The organism is Acidimicrobiales bacterium (assembly GCA_036273495.1).
In the GTDB taxonomy this organism is placed as follows: Bacteria; Actinomycetota; Acidimicrobiia; order Acidimicrobiales; family JAJPHE01; genus DASSEU01.
This window is the reverse complement of sequence record DASUHN010000299.1, coordinates 1-19,047: the sequence shown is the minus strand read 5'-3', so window position 1 is coordinate 19,047 and position 19,047 is coordinate 1. Positions and strand designations below refer to the sequence as shown.

Annotated in this window: 20 protein-coding genes and 1 riboswitch; of the genes, 3 read left to right on the top strand and 17 right to left on the bottom strand. The window is 70.3% G+C overall.

The annotated features are described in order from the left end of the window. The 7 genes from VFW24_12810 to VFW24_12780 all read right to left on the bottom strand — a co-directional run. Nucleotides 1-837, bottom strand: an 837-nt coding sequence (locus tag VFW24_12810) for an ATP-binding cassette domain-containing protein (protein HEX5267645.1), incomplete at its 3' end; no start/stop codon positions are given. A 36-nt stretch (nucleotides 838-873) separates the two neighbouring features. Then, nucleotides 874-1,518, bottom strand: a complete 645-nt coding sequence (locus tag VFW24_12805) for a PadR family transcriptional regulator (protein HEX5267644.1) — start codon at nucleotides 1,516-1,518, stop codon at nucleotides 874-876. A 257-nt stretch (nucleotides 1,519-1,775) separates the two neighbouring features. Further along, nucleotides 1,776-2,195 (bottom strand): hypothetical protein, encoded by a 420-nt coding sequence (locus VFW24_12800; protein ID HEX5267643.1) that lies wholly within the window; start codon nucleotides 2,193-2,195, stop codon nucleotides 1,776-1,778. After that, the gene (locus VFW24_12795) at nucleotides 2,192-5,113 is read right to left on the bottom strand and encodes an MFS transporter (protein ID HEX5267642.1); all 2,922 of its coding nucleotides are present in this window, start codon (nucleotides 5,111-5,113) and stop codon (nucleotides 2,192-2,194) included. Before VFW24_12795 ends, VFW24_12800 begins: the two co-directional genes overlap by 4 nt. Next, nucleotides 5,110-7,323: an ABC transporter permease gene (locus tag VFW24_12790; protein HEX5267641.1), complete on the bottom strand. Its 2,214-nt coding sequence runs from the start codon at nucleotides 7,321-7,323 to the stop codon at nucleotides 5,110-5,112. The genes VFW24_12795 and VFW24_12790 overlap by 4 nt, the downstream gene beginning before the upstream one ends. Next, a complete protein-coding gene (locus VFW24_12785; GenBank protein ID HEX5267640.1) occupies nucleotides 7,320-9,179 on the bottom strand; it encodes a hypothetical protein in 1,860 nt (619 codons plus the stop codon). Before VFW24_12785 ends, VFW24_12790 begins: the two co-directional genes overlap by 4 nt. Nucleotides 9,180-9,206: 27 nt before the next feature. After that, nucleotides 9,207-9,854 (bottom strand): helix-turn-helix domain-containing protein, encoded by a 648-nt coding sequence (locus VFW24_12780; GenBank protein ID HEX5267639.1) that lies wholly within the window; start codon nucleotides 9,852-9,854, stop codon nucleotides 9,207-9,209. Between the two features lie 214 nt (nucleotides 9,855-10,068). Here VFW24_12780 and VFW24_12775 point away from each other — a divergent pair, with 214 nt between their 5' ends. Both VFW24_12775 and VFW24_12770 read left to right on the top strand, forming a co-directional pair. Further along, complete coding sequence (locus VFW24_12775) at nucleotides 10,069-10,464, top strand: DUF1801 domain-containing protein (protein ID HEX5267638.1); 396 nt, start codon at nucleotides 10,069-10,071, stop codon at nucleotides 10,462-10,464. A 57-nt stretch (nucleotides 10,465-10,521) separates the two neighbouring features. Then, nucleotides 10,522-10,938, top strand: coding sequence for a GNAT family N-acetyltransferase (locus tag VFW24_12770; protein HEX5267637.1), 417 nt, complete (start codon nucleotides 10,522-10,524; stop codon nucleotides 10,936-10,938). A 10-nt stretch (nucleotides 10,939-10,948) separates the two neighbouring features. On the opposite strand, the gene VFW24_12765 is transcribed toward VFW24_12770, so the two are convergent. The 10 genes from VFW24_12765 to nthB form a co-directional block, all read right to left on the bottom strand. Further along, a complete protein-coding gene (locus VFW24_12765) occupies nucleotides 10,949-12,469 on the bottom strand; it encodes a sulfatase-like hydrolase/transferase (protein HEX5267636.1) in 1,521 nt (506 codons plus the stop codon). Between the two features lie 5 nt (nucleotides 12,470-12,474). Further along, on the bottom strand, nucleotides 12,475-13,398 hold the full coding sequence (locus VFW24_12760; protein ID HEX5267635.1) for a haloalkane dehalogenase: 924 nt from the start codon (nucleotides 13,396-13,398) through the stop codon (nucleotides 12,475-12,477). After that, nucleotides 13,395-14,060, bottom strand: coding sequence for a TetR/AcrR family transcriptional regulator (locus VFW24_12755; GenBank protein ID HEX5267634.1), 666 nt, complete (start codon nucleotides 14,058-14,060; stop codon nucleotides 13,395-13,397). Before VFW24_12755 ends, VFW24_12760 begins: the two co-directional genes overlap by 4 nt. A gap of 25 nt (nucleotides 14,061-14,085) precedes the next feature. Then, nucleotides 14,086-14,622: a GNAT family N-acetyltransferase gene (locus VFW24_12750; GenBank protein ID HEX5267633.1), complete on the bottom strand. Its 537-nt coding sequence runs from the start codon at nucleotides 14,620-14,622 to the stop codon at nucleotides 14,086-14,088. A gap of 48 nt (nucleotides 14,623-14,670) precedes the next feature. Continuing rightward, nucleotides 14,671-14,886 (bottom strand): hypothetical protein, encoded by a 216-nt coding sequence (locus VFW24_12745; protein ID HEX5267632.1) that lies wholly within the window; start codon nucleotides 14,884-14,886, stop codon nucleotides 14,671-14,673. 57 nt (nucleotides 14,887-14,943) lie between these two features. Beyond that, nucleotides 14,944-15,975 (bottom strand): HoxN/HupN/NixA family nickel/cobalt transporter, encoded by a 1,032-nt coding sequence (locus tag VFW24_12740; GenBank protein HEX5267631.1) that lies wholly within the window; start codon nucleotides 15,973-15,975, stop codon nucleotides 14,944-14,946. Between the two features lie 158 nt (nucleotides 15,976-16,133). After that, a riboswitch (cobalamin riboswitch) is annotated at nucleotides 16,134-16,270 on the bottom strand. Between the two features lie 5 nt (nucleotides 16,271-16,275). Beyond that, nucleotides 16,276-17,259: a sigma-70 family RNA polymerase sigma factor gene (locus VFW24_12735; protein HEX5267630.1), complete on the bottom strand. Its 984-nt coding sequence runs from the start codon at nucleotides 17,257-17,259 to the stop codon at nucleotides 16,276-16,278. Between the two features lie 25 nt (nucleotides 17,260-17,284). Beyond that, complete coding sequence (locus VFW24_12730; protein HEX5267629.1) at nucleotides 17,285-17,542, bottom strand: hypothetical protein; 258 nt, start codon at nucleotides 17,540-17,542, stop codon at nucleotides 17,285-17,287. Then, nucleotides 17,539-18,126, bottom strand: a complete 588-nt coding sequence (nthA, locus tag VFW24_12725; protein HEX5267628.1) for a nitrile hydratase subunit alpha — start codon at nucleotides 18,124-18,126, stop codon at nucleotides 17,539-17,541. The genes VFW24_12730 and nthA overlap by 4 nt, the downstream gene beginning before the upstream one ends. After that, the gene (gene nthB, locus VFW24_12720; protein ID HEX5267627.1) at nucleotides 18,123-18,752 is read right to left on the bottom strand and encodes a nitrile hydratase subunit beta; all 630 of its coding nucleotides are present in this window, start codon (nucleotides 18,750-18,752) and stop codon (nucleotides 18,123-18,125) included. The genes nthA and nthB overlap by 4 nt, the downstream gene beginning before the upstream one ends. A 58-nt stretch (nucleotides 18,753-18,810) precedes the next feature. Here nthB and VFW24_12715 point away from each other — a divergent pair. Beyond that, nucleotides 18,811-19,047 (top strand): hypothetical protein (locus tag VFW24_12715; protein HEX5267626.1); only part of this gene is annotated, 237 nt, incomplete at its 3' end.

Below are 19,047 nucleotides of genomic sequence, written 5' to 3'. Positions count from 1 at the left end.
GACCACGGGAAGGAGCTTGGCCCCCTGGGGCGCGGCGAGCGAGCACCGGCGGGTGGCGAGATCGACGTCCGGCTCTCCCGCCCCGAGGGCGCCGAGCACGACCGCCGCCCGCTGGAGAGTGGGGACGTCGGCCGTGTGCAGCTCGACCCGGTCGGCGCCGACGCGGGACTTGAGCTCCCCGGAGCTCCCCTCGGCGATGACCCGGCCGCCGTCGATGATGACGATCAGGGCGGCCAGGTGGTCGGCCTCGTCGAGGTACTGCGTGGTGAGCACCACGTCGGTCCCGGCGGCGGTCATGGCGCGAATGCCGTCCCACACGTCGTTGCGTCCACCCGGGTCGAGGCCGGTCGTCGGTTCGTCGAGGAGCAGGAGACGCGGGGAGCCGACCAGGCTGGCGCCGAGGTCAAGGCGGCGCCTCATGCCCCCGGAGTAGGTCCGCACCTGCCGGTCGGCGGCCTCCGAGAGGCCGAGCTGCTCCAGGATGCTCGCCGCGCTCTGCCGGGCGGTTGCCGCGCCCTGGCCGTACAGCCGCGCCACCATGAACAGGTTCTCCCTCCCCGTCATCGTCTCCTCGACGGCGGCGGACTGGCCGGCCAGGCCGATCAGCCTCCTCACCGCCATCGGGTCGCGGAGGACGTCGCGGCCGTCGACGCGCAGACTGCCGCTGTCGGGGCGGATGAGGGTGGCGACCATCCGGATGAAGGTCGTCTTCCCCGCCCCGTTGGGACCGAGGATCGCGACCGGTTGGCCCGGCGGCAGATCCACGGTCAGCCCGGAGAGCGCTCGGACCTTACCGAATCTCTTGGTGAGGCCGTCGGCCTCGATCAGGGCGGGCATCGGATCATCCCCTCCCGTCGGGGACGCCGCTCGGAGTCATTCGCCCGGCAGCTCGAGGGTGAACTGGGCTGCGTCCGGGTCGAACTCATCACTGTGGAATGTCCGCCAGAGGTCCATTCCTTCGAGACCACCCGTGGCCATGGCGTCGACCAGGCTCCTGACGTAATCGAGCTCGGCCAGCAGCTGGCGCTCCTCGTACTCCGCCTCGAGCTCGAAGATGCGCGGGAGGCCGGCGTCCGACGCCGCCCGGATGGCCCCCCGCAGGGACGCGATCCTGACGGTGAGCGCCTCGGCCCGGCGCCGGAGGGCCGCCAGGGCGTCGTCGGGATCGAGGGCGGCGATGAACGAGAGCCCGGCCATGAACGCCGGGTACTCCTTGCTCGGAGTGCCGAGGAGCTCGGTGAGCCAGTCGGTCATCTCGACCAGGCCGGCGTCGGTGATGGCGTACACGGTGCGCTGGGGCCGTCTCCCCTCCTGGACGGTCCCGGTCGTCTTGATGAAGCCCTTCTTCTCGAGGGACTCCACCACAGCGTAGAGCGACCCGTAGTTGAGCCGGACGCTCTCGTGCTTGGCCCGGGCGCGGAGGGTCTGGGCCACCTCGTAGGGGTGCATGGCCTTCTCGTAGAGCGAGACCAGGACCGCCAGGGCTAGCGGGTTGGCCCGTGACCACCTCGGTGACATCGAGGTCACGGTATTCTAAGTCGAATAATCTGTAAAGAGTGACCTTGGGCACACGGGGGATGCCCGGGATGCTGTCCGCACGGCCGAGGCGCCCACGAGGCGAGAGGCCGGAGACCGGACCTTCTGGTTCTGTTCGGACCACTGTGCCGAACGCTTCTCGGCCAACAGAGAGCCCGACCGCGCCGAGACCGGGCCCGAGGCCGGATGAGCGCAGGTCCTACCGTCCCGGGGACGCGCTCCGGCTGACCGGCGCCGGGTTACGCCGGGCCGGGTTGGCCCTCCGCGGTGGGCATGTCGCGTGCCGGCGTCAGAGCCACGCCCGGCGGACGCCGGCGCCGGGGCCGCCCCCCAAGGATCCCGAAGCCCTGACTGAAGGCCCACAGCACCCCGATCAGCAGCAGGCCGCCCAGTACGGCCGCCGCCTTGGCCCGGCCGCTCAGCTTCGTAGGCCCAGCGGCTCCGGGCGCCCCGGTTCCGGGACCGGCCGGCAGCGTGATCTGAGTGGCCCCCGATGGCGGGGCCGGCGCGCCCGCCGCGACGGGCACCGGGGCGGCCGACCGGGCCAGGGAGGCCGGGACAGCCGCCGCCGTGGCCGGTACGGCGGCGGTGCCGAGCAGACCGAGTGCCGGTCCCGCTCCCATGGCCGCGGCCAGGAGCAGAGCGCGCCCCCGCCTCACGACCGTGCTCCCGATGCCGAGGCCTTGGTGGTCGACCGGGCGCGGCGCCGCGCCGGAGTCGGGGCGGGGGAGGCGGCCCCGGGCAGCTGATCCGCCGACGTGCCGAGATACGACTCGACGACCTGTGGGTGCACGAGTACCTCCTTGGGAGTCCCTACCGTCACGACCCGGCCGAGGTCCAGGGCCACCATCCGCTCGGCCAGCCCCCGGATGAGCGGGATGTCGTGCTCGATGATCATGATGCTGCAGCCGAGCTCGTCCCGGATGCGCCGGATGAGCGGGCCGAGCGCCTCGGTCTCCCGCTGGGCTATGCCGGACGAGGGTTCGTCGAGCAGCAGGACCGACGGGCGGTGCGCCAGCATGCACGCCAGCTCGACCACCCGCCGCGACCCCGTCGACAGCTCCGATACGAACTTGTCGCGAAAGGCGCCCAGCCCCATGAACTCGATGAGGCGCTCGGCCTCCTCCATGAGCGCCTCCTCCGAGGCGAAGAGGACCGGGGGCCCGAGCAGGGACGGGATCACCCCGCGCACGGCGGCACGCTCGTGGAGCGCCAGGGTCAGGGTCTCGGCCACCGTGAGAGCGGGCCAGAGGCGGGCGTCCTGGAAGGAGCGGCCCAGACCCGCCCGGGAGCGGCGGGCGGGAGACCACTCGGTCACGTCCCTGCCGGCCAGGAGGATGCGGCCCGACTCGAGCCGGGTGAACCCGGACACCAGGTCGAACAACGTGGTCTTGCCGGCGCCATTGGGCCCGACGAAGCCCAGTATCTCCCCCTGGCGCAGCTGGACGTCCACTGAGTCGACCGCCATCACCCCGCCGTAACGGCACGACACGCCCCGCGTCTCCAGCACCGTCGGCCGGTCTTCGGACCGCGACGAGCTCTTCCGGGGGGCGGGCACGGCGTCGTCGGTCTTGAGGAACACGGCGCGCAGGATGTCGGGGCGTCCGAGCAGATCGGCGGTGGGCCCGGAGAAGCGCACCGCTCCCTTCTCCATGAACACGGCCCGCTCGGCCAGCTCGAGGGCGATGTTCACCGACTGCTCCACGAGCACGACCGTCGTCCCCCGAGCGTGGATGGCCCGGACGATCTCCAGGAGCCGCTGCACGACGGTCGGGGCCAGACCGAGCGAGAGCTCGTCGATGAGGAGCAGCCGCGGTCGGGAGATGAAGGCCTTGGCCAGCGAGAGCATCTGCTGCTCTCCCCCCGAGAGGTCACCGGCCAAGGTGCCCATCCGCTCGCGCAGGATCGGGAAGTACTCGAGGACCTCCTCGGTGGCTGCGCGGAGGTAGGCCTGATCCTTGCGGTAGAGCCATCCCGCCGCCTTCAGGTTGTCGGCCACGTTCATACCCGGGAAGACACCGCGCCCGCCGGGCACGTGGGCGACGCCGAGGCGGGACGACACCATCGGCCCGGCGTGGGTGATGTCGCGTCCCTCGAAGTAGATGACGCCCCCGATGGGATCGAGCAGGCCGCTGATTGTCTTGAGGAAGGTGGACTTGCCCGCCCCGTTGGTGCCGAGGAGGGCCACGATCTCCCCCTCGCGCACCTCGAAATCCACGCCGAAGAGCACCTGTACTCCGCCGTAGGCGGCGTCGACCCCGCTGCAGGACAGGAAGGCCTCGGACTGGGCCATCTCCTCGTTGCGACTGGCCTGGGCGATGTCGCGCGGCACGAAGCGGGCGGCCGAGAAGCTGACCGCCCCTCCGGCCACCACGAGCACCGACAGGAGGACCATGGCCGACCGTTGGCCGTGGGCGTCGGCCACCCCGCCGATGACCGCCCCGCCGAGGATGGCGCCCAGCGAGTAGAAGAAGAGCGACCAGGCGTAGGCCTGGCTGCGCAGGCGCGCCGGGGCCACCATGGCGACCACGGTCGTGTACGCCGGCAGGAACCCGGCCGCACCGAGCGCCAGGAGGACTGCGGCTGCCAGCGACAGGCCCAGCAGCGGCATCACCGCCATGACGAAGGCGAAGACGCCGAACTCGACCACGGCCAGCCCGTTGATCACCGCCAGCAGCTCCGGCCGCCCCCGCACGACTACCCGGCGGGCCAGGGTCCCGCCGCCGACGATCCCGAACAGGCCCCCCACGCCGTAGGCCGCCCCGATGGCGCCGCGGGCGAAGGGGCCCACGTGGTACACGTCGTTGTAGAAGTTCGACAGGAGGGTGGCGAACGGGATCGTCCCCGCCCCGAAGAGGAACGCCGCCGTCCACGTGCGCTGGAGGGTGCGGATGGCCCGGATCCGCCGGAAGCCCTCACCGATGCCGCCGAGCGCCTCGGCGCGCACCGCTCCCTGGGAGCGACCGCGGTCGGGCTCCCGCAGCCTCCGGGTCAGTGCCACGAAGACCAGGGTGGGCAGGGCCAGGATCACGAAGGTCGGCCGCCAGCCCAGGGCGCCCGCCATGCCGCCGGCGAGCGGGCTGCCCAGCAAGCCCACGCCGGTGATGCCGAGGAGCAGGATGGTGAAGACCGACCCGAGGGTCTCGGGGGGGTACCAGTCGGAGATCAGGCTCGGATAGAGCGTCTGCGTCGACAGGAGGCCCACCCCACCGATCGTCCGGGCCAGGATCAGGATCACCACGACCGGCGCCAGGCCGGTCAGAACGGCCATGGCGGCGAAGATCACGGCGGCATACCGGGAGAGCCGGACCCGGTTGCCGCGGTCCCCCAGGTAGCCGAGGAATATCGAGCAGAGGATCGGCACCGCCCCGGTGAGCGAGGCGATGGCGTCGATGCCGGCGTTGGACAGGTGGAAGGTCCGGCGGATCTCGGGCGACAGCACTCCGAACGCCACAGTGTCGAAGCCCTGGCTGACGCCGAGCCCCACCAGGAGCAGGACCGGCACCAGCCCCACCGGCCCGATCTGGGTCAGGAACTCCGCCAGCCGTTCCCGGCGGCCCGCAGTGTCGGGCTTCATCGTTTGCCTCCCCGGACTGCGGTGCCGGTCCGGCCCCGCCCGTTCGCCGACACCGGCTCGGACGCCTCGTCCGCCGGACCCGGCGGCGCTGCCCGCCGGCGGGACCGGCCGCCGTTGGGACTGACCGCCGCCGTGGGCCCGCCCAGGGCGGCCGGCACGAGCTCAGGCTCGGGTTCGGCCAGCATCGTGCCGTCGTCGGCCCGGTCGGCCACCAGGCTCGGGACCAGGACCCGGTGACGCGCCGCCACCAGACGCAGCATGGCGTCCCGGATGCGGTACATGAGCTCACCGAGACCACCGGGCAGGAACATCAGCAGCAGGAGGAGCCCGACGCCGGTGGCGAGCACCGAGTAGCCGCCCGGCAGCAGGTACTGGCAGCCGTACACGTAGATCGACCCGAGCACGGCACCCGGGATCGACCCCAGCCCGCCGATTACGACCATGGCGAAGAACGTGAGGCCCTGATCGGCGCTGAAGGACCCGAAGTTGTAGTCGCTCTGCAGCACGACGAACATCCCCCCGGCGAGCCCGGCGATGGCTCCGGACAGGCCGAAGGCCAGCAGGTTCAGCTTCACCGTCTCGAGGCCCATGGACTGGGCCGCCAGGCGGTTGTCCTTGCCGGCCAGCAGCGAGCGGCCCACGTGGCTGCGCCGCAGCGTGGACAGGGCGGTCAGGATCAGCGCCAGCACGATCAGGCACATGAAGTACATCTGGCGGTCGGTGCTGATCGAGATCCGGCCGAACAGCGCCGGGCGGGAGACGCCGCTCGGGATGAACCACGGGAAGTTCTGGGGGACGAGGAAGTACTCGGCCGACACCACGGCAAAGCCGAGGGTCACGATGGCCAGGTAGAGGCCGGCGATGCGCAGCGCCGGGATGCCGATGACCGTGGCCACCGCCGCGCCAATGGCGGTTCCGGCCAGCAATCCGGGGAAGAGGTCCCAGCCGTGGTTGGCCACCAGGATCCCGGTGGTGGCGGCGCCGAACCCCATGAAGGCGATCTGGCCCAGCGAGATGTGGCCCGCCCACCCCGTCAGCACCACCAGGGAGCAGCCGATCATGGCGTACACGAGCACGTCGGACGCCAACTGGGTCCGGGACGGGCTGACCACATACGGGAGGGCCACAGCAAGGGCGATCACCGCCAGCCTGGTGCCCTGGCGCAGGACGCGGACCTCGCGGAGATGGGCCAGCTCGGTCGGCACGGCCCGCACCTGCTTGATCGCCTGCCAGGTCGTGATCCCCGTCTCGGCCGCCCGGGTCAGTCGGTCCCGCCGGGCCAGGAGGGAGACCAGCAGGATGAGGAAGATGGTGAGGTCCACGTAGGTGGCATTGGAGAAGGTCCACGCCGCCAGCTGGTCGACGACCCCGAGACCGATCGCCGCCATCAGGGTCACCGGCAGGTTGGTCATGCCTCCGATGACGGCGGCCGCCCCCGTCTGGAGGAGGAGGGGCAGGCCACCGCTCGACACCGCCGAGAACGACGCGAAACCGAGGATCGGGACCCGGAGCAGGACAGCCAGCAGCGACAGCACTCCCGTGATCGTCCACACCACCGTCGACAGGCGGGCCACCGGGATGCCCAGGAGGCGGGCCCGCTCACCGTTCTCCGACGCGGCCCTGATGGCCACCCCGTAGTGGGTGTAGCGCAGGAACCACGTCAGGGCCAGGAGCGCCACCGGCACGACCACGATGGCCGCCAGCCAGTTTCCGTCGAACGCTTCCGGAAAGACATGGAAATGGACGTTGAAGGGAGTGCCGAACGACGGCTGCTTGATCCCGCCCCACGCCGTCGGTATGACCACGCTGACCCCGTCGAGCAGCTGGGCCAGGCCGATCGTGGCCACCATCACGATCAAGCGGGGAGCATTGGCAAAGCGGCGCAGGACGGTCAGCTCGAGGCTCGCCGCGAGGACTCCCGCGATGACGAGCCCGGCCAGGACGCACAGGAAGTAGTTGAGCCCGAGCTGGATGTGCAGCTCGATGGCCATGATGGCGCCGACCGCACCGAACTGGGCGGCAGCGAAGTTGAAGACGCGGTTGGCCCGGTACACCAGCACGATGGACAGCGCCACCAGTCCGTTGATGGCCCCGAACACCACCCCGGCGATGACGATACCCGTGGGCGCCCCGTGGGGGAGGGCGGCGGCCAGCACCGCCCACAGCGCCACCACGCCCGCGGCCCCGCCAAGGGCCCGGAGCGGCCTCACGGATAGTACGGGGGCTGCCCCGTCGGGTACTGCCCGGCCTGGAACCGCTGGCCGCTGTAGATCTGGACGTACGTCCCCTGCTTGTTGTCAGCGATCGATTTCCGGTTGGCATCCCAGTAGACCTGCCGGGAATCGACGATGGCCGTGTGCAGGGTCTGCCAGTTCCAGGTCCCGGCCACCGGGTGGCGGCCGCCGAGGACCGGCAGCTTCCTCGTCCCGGCCGCCAGGCTCTGGATGGTGAGGTCGGGGCCGGCCGCCTGCAGCTGGTCGAACATCGCCATCAGCCAGATGTAGTCGAGGTAGATCTCGGGATTGGCCAGGCTCGACTGCCCGCTGGCCGCCTCCCATGTCTTGGCGATCTCCCCGGTCGGGGACAGAGCAGCGGCCTCGTCACCCCCCTGACTCAGCCCGAAGAGATGGCCGCTGATGGCCTGCTGGTCCCAGAGCTGGGCCAGGTTGTCGCTGTCGGTGAGCGCCACCCCGATCAGCATCCACTCGGGGAAGTAGTTCTCCTTGGTGGCGTCCTGGGTCATGAAGATCGGGGACAGCGGGTCGCAGGCCAGGACGATCGTGGTGTCCTGGTTGGCGGCAAACTTCACCATGGCGTTCTGGGCGTCCTGGGGGAACGTCGAGATGTCCAGGGCGTAGTTGTACTGGTCGTAGCGGTTCGCCGACTCGTGGTACTTCTGCTCCCCGAGCTGCTTGCCGTAGTTCGTGCACGACTGGTAGCCGGCGTTGTTCGGCACGTAGACGGCAAACTTTCGGGGCTTCCCCTTGAGGTTGGTCAGGCCGTCCATCCCCGCCCATTTGGTCGGGTACGGGTACAGCTGCTTGGCCACGTAGTCCTCGACCCCGTCGTTGATCGTGGTGCAGTTCATCGCCAGCGACCAGATGTAGGGGTTCCACTGCTGGTAGTAGGACTCGGGGAAGTAGTCGGCCCCCTCCGGCATGTAGAGGTGGTAGCGGGCGGCGCAGTCGGCCAGAGGCTCGGAGGAGGTGAGGAACCCGTTGTAGTCACCGAGGCCGAAGGCGTGCACGCTGGTGGCGGCCTGGTCGGCGTCGGCGCAGGCCGCCGCCTCGTCCTGGCCCAGAGCCTCGTTGGTTCCGTTCCCCTGGCCGTTGTACTGGGTGAACACCACCTTGCGCCCGTACAGCTCGAAGGTCTTGTTGAAGTAGTTGGTCAGAGTCTGCAGGTACTGCCAGTTGGTCTTGTCGTCCACTCCCCCGGCCGCCTCGGCCTCCGCCTGTCCCTCGAGGGCGTTGGCACCCTGGGCGTCGGTGGCCACCCGCACGGCGATCGTGATCGTGCCGCCGGTCACACCGGGCGCGGTGGCGCCGCCGTTGTTGCCGGTGAACTTGGCGACGCACGGGGCGGCGTAGGTGGCCCACGGGATCTGCGGCACCCCCGCAGAGCAGGCGAATCCACCGGCCGTCTTGCCCGTCCCCACGCTTACCGTGCCCACCGGGCCGGCCCCGGCCGCGCCTCCGCCCGCGCCGGCGCCGCCCGTCCCTCCGCCTGGGGCCGCGGCGCCGCTGCCCAGGGCGGAGGGACCCGGTGTGCCGGCGCCAGGAGAAGCGGTGGGCGCCCCGGAGCCGGACACCGACCCCGCCCCTCCGGCCTGGCCGGCGGCGCCCGGTCCCGTCCCGCTCGCCACGGTCGATCCCGCCTGCGCCGATGGCAGACCGGATCCCCCCTCGACCGTCGGCAGCAGGATCAGGACCAGGGCGCCGATGATCCCGACGACGTAGAGCAGCAGATAGCGGCGGAAGTGGAAGACCATACGCAGCGTCCCCCGCGCCACCGGATCGTCCACCGACCCGATGATCCGTTCCTCTTGCTCGTCGCCCGAGATCATGTCCCCCCCTTTGCGGCAACGCTTCAGCTACGTGGCAACCGGCTCCTGTTGCGTCGACAGTGCAGTCAGGAGCCGGTCCATCAGCGCGTCCCAGCGCTCCTGGTCGGGCGCGGGCATTCCGGCGGTCTCCAGCAGGTAGGTCCCGAAGGTGAGGGCGTAGGCGTAGTGGACGTAGGCGTCGACATCGATCCCGGCATCGATCGACCCCTCCGCCTGTCCCTCCTTGACCAGCCGGCCGAAGTCCCGGAACGTCCTCGTCAGGCCCTGGCGCAGCTTCTGGCCGACGATCGAGTCGCGGGACGCGAGGACGAGGGCGTTGACGAGGATCGATCGCTGGCGCCTGCCGTGCTGCGACACCAGGCGGTGGGACCCGATCCGGATGAGGTCGATGGCCGTGGCCCCGGCCCTCCGGGCATCGCCGACCTGCGTCCTCAACGCCTCCGCCGGCTGGCTGATGGCGGCAAGGAGCAGCTCCCGCTTTCCTCGGAAGTTCGAATAGATGGCCCCGGTCGTCAGGCCCGCCCGCCGGGCTATGTCCTGGGTGCTGGTCCGCTCGTACCCACGCTCAGCGAACAGCTCGGATGCGGCTTCGACCAGGCGCGAGCTGGTGCTCTCCGGGGCAGGGCCGTCCCCGAGCGCTCCGTTGTCCTGCCCGTCCCGACGTGGATCCCCCAAGCGCCCGTTTCCCCCCCAGCGCCATCCCCCAGCTGCGGGACCATAGTAGCGGTCATTATCTCGGTGCCACCCGCCCGCCCCGGCCGGGTGGGGGGACACCCGAGGGCGGCGGCCGCCCACCGGTCCGACCGGTCCTCCGGCCCCTCTCGGTAGAGTTCGCGATCCCGCCGAGGCAGACTCGAGGCGCCGCTGAAGGCTCTCCAGGGGAGTGCAGATGGCCAATGACAACCCGAATGCCTCCGAGCTGATCGACAAGAGGATCGCCGAGCTCGGTGACTGGCGCGGCAAGACGCTCAGCCGGGTGCGGGCAATCATCCAGGCCGCGGACCCTGAGGTGGTCGAGGAGTGGAAGTGGGCCAAGGCCACGAGCCCCGGAACACCGGTGTGGTCCCACAGCGGTGGGATCTGCACGGGTGAGTCGTACAAGGAGGTGGTCAAGCTGACATTCTTCAAAGGCGCCTCTCTCAGCGATCCTTCCGGCCTGTTCAACTCCAGCCTCGAAGGGAAGGTCCGGCGGGCCATCGACTTCCGCGAGAGCGACAAGATCAACGAACGGGCGCTGAAGGGGCTGGTCCGTGAGGCTGTGGCTCTGAACACCAAGGGCAAGTAGCGCTCATCGGCCATGCCGGGGTCGGGAGACGGAGGCCGTCCCGGCGGGGATCGGGCTGTGACGATCGACGGCAGTCTCACCGGTGTCGACTGGGATCGCCTGAAGGCGGACCTGACCGCAGACGACTTCGACAACGGGCGCTCTCCTTCGGCTCTGCGGCGCTCGTTCGAGGCCTCGCAGCATGTGGCCGTCGCTCGGGACGGTGAGCGCGTGGTGGGCACGGCCCGCCTGCTGTCCGACGGGGTCTGCAACGCCTACCTGATCGACGTGTGGACGGCGGGAACCCACCGTCGTCGGGGCATCGCCACGGCACTGGTCGGCAGGCTGATCGATCAGGTCCCCGGCCTGCACATCGGGCTGCAGGTCGACGATGACGAAGCCCGGCGCCTGTACCAGACGCTCGGCTTCCGTCCTCAACCGGAGTTTCTGTCGTTCGTCGCGGGTGAATGGCTGAACAACGAGTCCAACCGGTGAGACCGACCGCCTAGACCGGAGCCTCGACCGTCAGTCGATCGGGTCGCTCCGGCGGCAGGTTGTCGAGGAGGTCCGTGACCAGCTCAGCACGCCGGGCGCGGTAGCCCGGATCGTCCCAGATGTTGGTCCACTGCAACGGGTCATCGGCCAGGTCGTACAGCTCCCCTTCCGTGCCTTCGTAGCCGCCGCCGGGCTCGTAGACCGTCACTAGCCAACCGTCCCGGAACATCGACCGCAGGTGCAGGTCCTCCGTCGGGAACTGGCTGTCCCATTCGGTGATGACCCGTTCGCGCTCGGGGGCGGGACCGGTGGGCAGGACCGAGCCCTGGACCCACTCGGGCACCTCGAGCCCGGCGATGGCTGCGAACGTGGCGGCCAGGTCGAGCTGGCCGACGGGCTCGGTCACCTCCGCCGGGGCCACCCCGGCCGACGGTGCCGGTCGCCAGATCATCGGGAGGTGCATCAGGGCCTCGCAATGGAAGGGACCCTTGAACAGCAGACCGAAGTCCCCTTGCAGCTCCCCATGGTCGGTGGTGAACACGACGTCGGTGTCGGCCCCCCAGCCGCGGGACTCCACGCACGCCAGTATCCGCCCGACGGCCTCGTCGATGAGCTCGTTCTCGACGTGGGTGAAGGCGTTCACCTCGCGGACCTGATCGTGGGTCATCGAGGCGGGCACGAACGTCGGCGGTCCCCCCTCCAGATTGGAGTGGGACCCGTCGTAGTACGCCAGCCAGTGGCGGGGCTTTCCCTCGAGGATCCGCCGGCTGGCCTCCTCACTGCCCGGATGGCCGGAAGGAAGGTCGAGGTCGCGCCAGTCGACCCGCTTCAGCTCGGAGGCGGGCGGGTCCCACGGATGGTGCGGATCGGGGAAGCTGACCCAGCAGAACCAGTCGTCGTCGGCCTCGAGACTGTTGAGCCAGGCGATGGCCCGCTCTGCCGTCCAGTCGGTGTGATACAGGTCCCGCGGCACCTGATTGACGGTGAGCTGCGGAGCGCCGGTGTCCCCCCCGGGCTCCCCGTTCAGCTGTCCACCCTTGAACAGCTGGTAGAAGGTCCGCTCCCAGTGGCCGGGCTGCTCGATCAGCCACTTCCCGTAGTGCCACAGGGGCAGGGGCCCGTGCATGGCCAGCTCCAGGTGGTCGAAGCCGCGGTGGGGCCCGGTGCTGTCCTCGCGGGCGAGCCGGTTCTCGGGCCAGCGCCCCTCGAGGTCCATCCCGGGCTCGAAGTGGGCCTTGCCCAGGAGAGCCGTGCGGTATCCATGACCGTTCAGGTAGGCGGCGATGCTCGGAGCGTCGGCCGGCAGGGGCACACCGTTGGCGTACACCCCGTGGGTCCGGACGTGCTGCCCGGTGAGGATCGTGGACCGAGCCGGCATGCAGACCACGTTCTGGTTCATGGCCCGCCGGTAGTTGATGCCGTCCCGGGCCAGGCGGTCCAGCACCGGCGTACGGGCCACCGTCCCGCCGTTGCAGCCCAGGCTGTCGTAGCGCTGCTGGTCGGTTGTCACGAACAGGATCTTGCGGCCCATGGCGGTCAGCTCCCCGGGTTGGCGCGGACGAAGTCGATGACGGCCGCGGCCAGCTCCGGGCCGCGGTCCTCCTGGAGGAAGTGGCCCCCGCCACTGATCGTCTGGTGGCTCTGGCCCTTGGTACCCGGCACCCGCTCGAGGAACAGCTGGTCGGCACCGCGGGTTATCGGATCGGCATCGCTGTAGGCGCACAGGAAGGGCTTGTCGAAGGACTCCAGGGCCTCCCACGCCCGGCGGTTGGCGGCGGCGGCCGGGTCGTCGGGGCTGGTCGGCACCAGGATCGGGAACTGGCGCGCCCCCTCCTTGTAGGACTCGTCGGGGAACGGGGCGTCGTAGGCACCCAGCACCTCGGGAGTCAGCTTGGTCGTGCAGCCGGAACCGACTATTCCCGCGACCGGCAGCTCGGGCGCCTCCTGGGAGAACCGCTGCCAGGACATGAAGGCCTCACCCATCGGCGTGTCCCCGGTTGGCAGGCCGGTGTTGGCCGCCACGACCCTCCGGAAGCGCTCGGGATGCTCGGCCACCAGACGCAGGCCCACCAGGCCGCCCCAGTCCTGGCCCACGACGGTGACGTTCGACAGGGCGAGGGCGTCGAACAAGGCGGACCGCATCCACTCGACGTGGCGGGCGTAGGTGTAGTCGCTCCGGCCCGCCAGCTTGTCGGAGCGCCCGAACCCGACGAGGTCGGGCACCACCACCCGGAAGCCGGCGTCGGTGAGAGGCCGGACCATCCGGCGGTACAGGAAGCTCCAGGACGGCTCTCCATGCATGAGGACCACCGTCTCCCCCGCGGCCGGATCACCCTCGTCCAGATGATGGATCCGCAACGAGGCGGTCCCGTCTCCCGCCGGCACTTCGACGTAGTGCGGTGCGAACGGATAGCCGGGGAGGCCGGAGAAGCGCTCGTCGGGGGTGCGCAGGACTTTCACGGGGTGGTTCCTCCTCGGGACCTGGTCACAACGGATTCGTGCGGCTCCTGGAGCGGCACCGGCTCGGGTGCGTCGAGCAGAGCGGTCAGCATCCGGGCCACCACCCTCCTCGCGCCGGACGCGGCCTGGCCCTGCCGGTGGCGGAGCTGGTCCCAAGCGTCCCATCCGGCGGCCACATCGAGTGCATCGAGCAGCTCGACCCGACCGGCCCGGTCGGCCCGGTCGGCAATCAGCTCCGGACCGAACACCTCCTCGAGCTCGCGGCGCAGACCTTTACGGGACCGACCCAGCTCTGCGGCCACGGTGGGCGAGCGGTGCTCGACCCGCCCGGCCGCCCGGCGCACGGGGGCGATGGCATCGAACAGCGCGCCCCGTTGCCGGACCAGCCGGCTGACCCGCTCGGCGAGGGGCAGAGACGGATCGACCGGTCGCGCCCGGCTCCAGTGCCGCTCGGCCTGTATGGCCACGGCGGCGCGCAGCACCTGCTCCATGTCCTCGTAGTGGTGGAAGACGATGCGCAGGGACACCCCGGCCCGCTCCGCCACCTGCCGGGCCGTCGGCTCGGCCACGCCGGCCTCGAGGAGGGCCACGAGGCCCTCGGCCACCCTCCGCCTGGTCCGCTCCCCCCGCGCCACCCGGCCGTCGAGCACAGTCGCGGACACTGCCGCCATCGTAAGGAAAGTTGCACTAGCAATGCAAGAAGTTTCTCGCCCTGACCCAGGTCATCTCCCGGCCGGTCTGCGCCGGGGTCCGGGGCAGACCGGGATCGAGGTCCACCGTCGCCACGTGAACGAAGCCCGCCTTGCAAGCCACTGATGCGCTGCGCCGGTTCCCTTCGTCGCACTGGATGACCAGCCGGTCGTACCCGTGGGCCAGGGCGGCGGCGGCGACGGCCAGGACGGCCCGGGTCGCGAGGCCCCGACCGGTGCGATCGGTGCGGACCCAGTAGCCGATCTCGGCCTCCCCGCCCCCTCGATCGTGCAGGCTGCACTGCCCCACGGGCTCGCCGCCGTCCTCGATTGCGTAGAACCAGGCGGTTTGCTCACGGTGGGTCGAGGCAACGTGGCCGAGGAACGCCGACAGATCGGCCAGGTCGGTCAGGGCATTCGGGAGCCAGGCGCCGAACTGCTCACGGGACGCATCGATGATCGCCAGGAGCGCCTCTTGGTCCCCCGCCTGCCACAGCCGCAGGGTCAGGCCGTCCCCGGACAGCTGCCTCTCCATGGCGCTGATCGTTCCTCCCGCTAGCGGCTGTCCGCCAGGTGTTTCCCCTCAGGCGTCCCGGCGCACCACCAGGCGGACGGCCAACAGGATCAGTAGCCCGGCCAGGGCCACGAAGATGGCGGACTCGATGCCCTGGAACACCCAGTACCGGCCGGCCGGCTGGTAGGAGACGACGGTCCGGTAGCCATGACCGGCGAGGCAGCGGAACAGGCCGTCGGCCTTGCCGGGCCCTACCGGGAAGATGCTCCGACACGGGACCGGCAACGATCCCGGCACGATGCGGCGGGATTGACCGCTGTCAAGGGCCGACCGGCTCCCCGCTCAGCCGGTTTTCTGGACGGTCGCGGCGGCCCACCGGGTCTCGACCCGGGCGACTCTCCAGTAGGTGACGGCCACGAGCCACACGGCGATGAAGAGGCCGACGACGAGGTAACCGGCCTCGTTGATGTCGAAGTTGCCGATCACGTCCCAGACTCCCCCGCGCAGGTTGAGCCGGTCCGAGAGAATGCCGGCGATCTCGATGGTGCCCACGAGCAGGGCTACGGCGATCGACAGCCCGGTGATCACGATGTTGTAGTACACCTTCCGGACGGGCCGGGCGAAGGCCCACCCGTAGGCGAAGTTCATAAACAACCCGTCGAGAGTGTCGAAGATCGTGAGGCCTCCGGCGAACAGGAACGGCAGGGACAACACGGCGTACCAGGGCAACCCCTGGGTGGCCGCGGTGGCCGTGGCCGCCAGCAGCAGGACCTCCGTGGCGGTGTCGAACCCGATTCCGAAGACGGCGCCCACGAAGAACATGTGCCAGCTCTTGGTTATCGAGCCCATGAACCTGCCGAAGAACCGGTATATCAGGCCCCGGGCCTGGAGTTGACGCTCCAGTTCGGTCTCGTCGAACAGACCCTGTCGCATCTGGCGGAACACCTTCACGATCCCCGCCAGCACGACCAGGTTGAGGGCGGCGATCAGGTAGAGGAACCCGGCCGCCAGCGAGGTTCCGATCAGGCCCCCGGTGGTCTCGAACGCCGACGACGGATCAACGACAGCCCCGAAGACGGCATGGGCGGCCACGCACAGAGCCGCGCCGACCACGACGATGACCGACGAGTGACCGAGGGCGAAGAAGAACCCCGTGCCCAGCGGACGGCCGCCGTCGGCCATCAGCTTGCGGGTCGTGTTGTCGATGGCGGAGATGTGGTCGGCGTCGAACCCGTGGCGTGCGCCCAGTGTCCATGCCGTGAGGGCCACCCCCAGGCCGATGCCAAGGCCCTTGTAGTGGAGGTGGCGGGGGGCGATGGCGAATATGAAGGTGCCCCAGCCCGTCGCGTTGAGCGCAAGCACGGACACGGCCATCAGGCCGAGCCGGCCACGCTCTGCCGCGTTCAGACCCAGGCGGACCGACCCGAACCGCCCTTTCGCCTGCGGCACCCACTCCTCCTTCCGCCTCGAAGGTGAAGTGGCCCCGACCGGCTCGTGCCGCTACGGGGACGCACCGCCCTTGCTCCGAGGGACTGGTCACGTCGACACCCGACAGGCGGCCGGACTCGTCCCCGTCGAGGGGCCTTACCGTTGCGGGACAGTGCCGGGATTCCACCGGACTTCGCTGACGGAACGTCACCCCGGGCTCACCGGAGCGAAATGAAGCCTAGTGGGTCAAGACTCGAGGTGGCCTGGGAGGCCGAATGAGGGAAACAGGCGCTCAGGATCCAGAGGATCCAGGAAGATCGAGAGCTCTGCGATCTTCCCGCCCGAGATCTCGAGCACCTGGATCCCCCACGGCTGCATGCCCCCGGCGGGATCGGGCTTGTACTGGGCAAATGCCGGGCATCCGTTGACCTCACCGAGCGGGAAGAGCCTCGAGCCTCGGCAGGCGGAAGGCCCGGGCTGGACCATCCAGGTGGTGATGTTCTCCGCTCCCCTGATCCACATCTCGAACGGCGGCATCGACTGGTAGGCGTCATCGTGCAGCAGCTTGGCCAGGGCGTCCATGTCGTAGCGCTCGAAGGCGTCGACGTAACGCTCGAGGAGTCCGGCCGTGTCGGTGTCGAGAGGTCGCGGTCGACCTCCGTCGGGCAACTGTGTGAGCGTCGCTCGGGCCCGCTGCAGGGCACTGTTGACGGCTGCCGTGGTCGTTTCGAGCAGTTCAGCGGCGTCGGCGGCCGACCAGCTCAACACGTCGCACAGAACCAGGGCCGCCCGCTGGCGGGCGGGGAGGTGCTGCAGGGCGGCGACGAAGGCGAGCCGTACGGATTCCTTCTGCACGGCCAGCTCCGCCGGGTCCCCGGTCACGTCGACGACCTTCCCGTCGGCGATCGGGGTGACCCACGGCGCCTCGGGGCGTAAGGGCCCGAGGAACGATTCGTCCGGCGGGGAGGCCGGACCCATCTCCATCGGCCGGGCCCGGCGCTGAACCTGGCGGGTCATGTCGATGCACACGTTGCTGGCGATGCGGTAGAGCCACGAGCGGACGCTCGAACGGCCCTCGAATCCAGCCGCGGCCCGGAGCGCCTTGATCATCGTCTCCTGAACCGCATCCTCGGCCTCGAAGCCGGAACCGAGCATGCGGTAGCAGTAGCCCGTCAGTTCCCGCCGGTAAGGCTCGAGGTCGGACAGCTCCAGTTGAGCGGTAACCGCCACGACCGGTCACTGTACCAACGGAAAATCAGGGGCGCAGCGGCTGACGATCGAGGCCTTCAACCTCGAGCAGGCCCTCCAGGGCAGCCAGCCAGCTCTCCCAGTAGGGCCGGTCGGGGCGATCGCCGACCTCTTGGATGAGCCGGCGCCGGAACGGCTCCCGGTCGCCACCGAACCGGGTCTCGACGACGGCGGCCGCGAGCCCGAAGAGCCGGGCCTGCCACGGCTCTTCGAAGGCCAACTCCCCGTTGCGCCGGGGGGGCGCAGCCGGACCGTCGTAGATCACGGCCGACTTACGCCGATCATGGCGTCGCGGGTCACGAGGGCGGCCAGCTCCTCCTCAGCGAGATGCTCGCTGCCGTCAGGCCGCTGGGGGAGCACCAGGTAGCGGGCCTCGGCCGAGCTGTCCCAGACCCGGATCTCGACATCGTCCTCCAGGACGCATCCCATCTCGGCCAATACCGTGCGCGGCTCTCGCACCATGCGGGCCCGGTAGGGCGGATCCTTGTACCACGCCGGCGGTAGCCCGAGGACCGGCCACGGGTAGCAGGAGCACAACGTGCACACCACGACGTTGTGGACCGTCGAGGTGTTTGCGACGACCACCATGTGGTGCCCCTCGTCGCCCCCGAAGCCGAGCTCGGCCACGGCCGAGGTCCCGTCGGCCAGCAGACGGTCCCGGTAGTCGGGGTCGACCCACGCCCGGGCGACGACAGCGGCTCCGTTCATCGGGCCGATCTCGGTCTCGTACCGGCGGCTGACCTCTTCGATGAACCCTTCCGGGACCAGTCCCCGCTCCGTGAGCAGGGCCTCGAGAGCTGCGACCCGGCGCTCGATCGGCGCGACCGGACGGGGGTGGTGACCCGTCACCGCGCCGCTTCGAGATAGCTGTCCCACACATCCACATGGACGCGCACCCCGGGCTGAGCGTCACGCCACAATTCGTACGCGTCGAACCCGACCGAATAGACGGCCTCTGCCCGCCGGTCGGCGGAGTGTGCCTCGACATCGGGCACGGATGCGGCGGTGTCGGCTCGAACGACGACGCCAGATCGGCCCCGGACGTAACGGGGGCAGCGGGTATGGCCTCGGGGGTGGAAATCACGGACCCTCACCCGGTCGCCTACGCCGAAGCGACCGGTCGGGGGCACCGGTCCCTCCACCTGGGTGTTCGGCCGGACGGGCCGTGCCACCGGGAAGCGACCTCCGCTGCGCTCCTCCAGCTCGCCCAGCCCGACCAGGCCTGCCTCGACCGCCAGAGAGGCGGCAGCGGCCAGCCAGTGCTCGTAGTAGGTGGAGGCGAGGTAGTCGGCGGGGTCGATGCGCTCGATGGCGTGGCGGAACAACGACGTCGTCGGGTTCTCGACGTGGAGGACCACCGCGTAGACGAGGCCACGGGCCCGGCGTTCCCAGTCCTGCGAGAACACCGGCTCTTCCGCCCGCCAGTCGACCGGACCGAATCCGTCCATACCCCCCAGGTCGTGGATGCCGTCCACGCGTTCATCATGGCGCGCGGACGGGGCAGGCGCCACGGCTCGCCGTACCATCATCGGCATGACCGGATCAGCCTCCGAGCCGGTCAGGCGGATGGATCCGCTAGCCCTTCGGATGGCGGTGGAGAAGATGGGCGGGCCGGCCCTGACGCTCGTCGAGCCCCTGCCCGGGGGCGAAGTCGGAGCCTGGCTGGTGCGCTGGCCGGACGGTCATGACGGAGTGCTCACGTGGGCCCCGCCGGCGGCCGCCGGGGCGTCGGTCGATCCCCTCAGCGCCATCCAGGTGCTCATGGACATC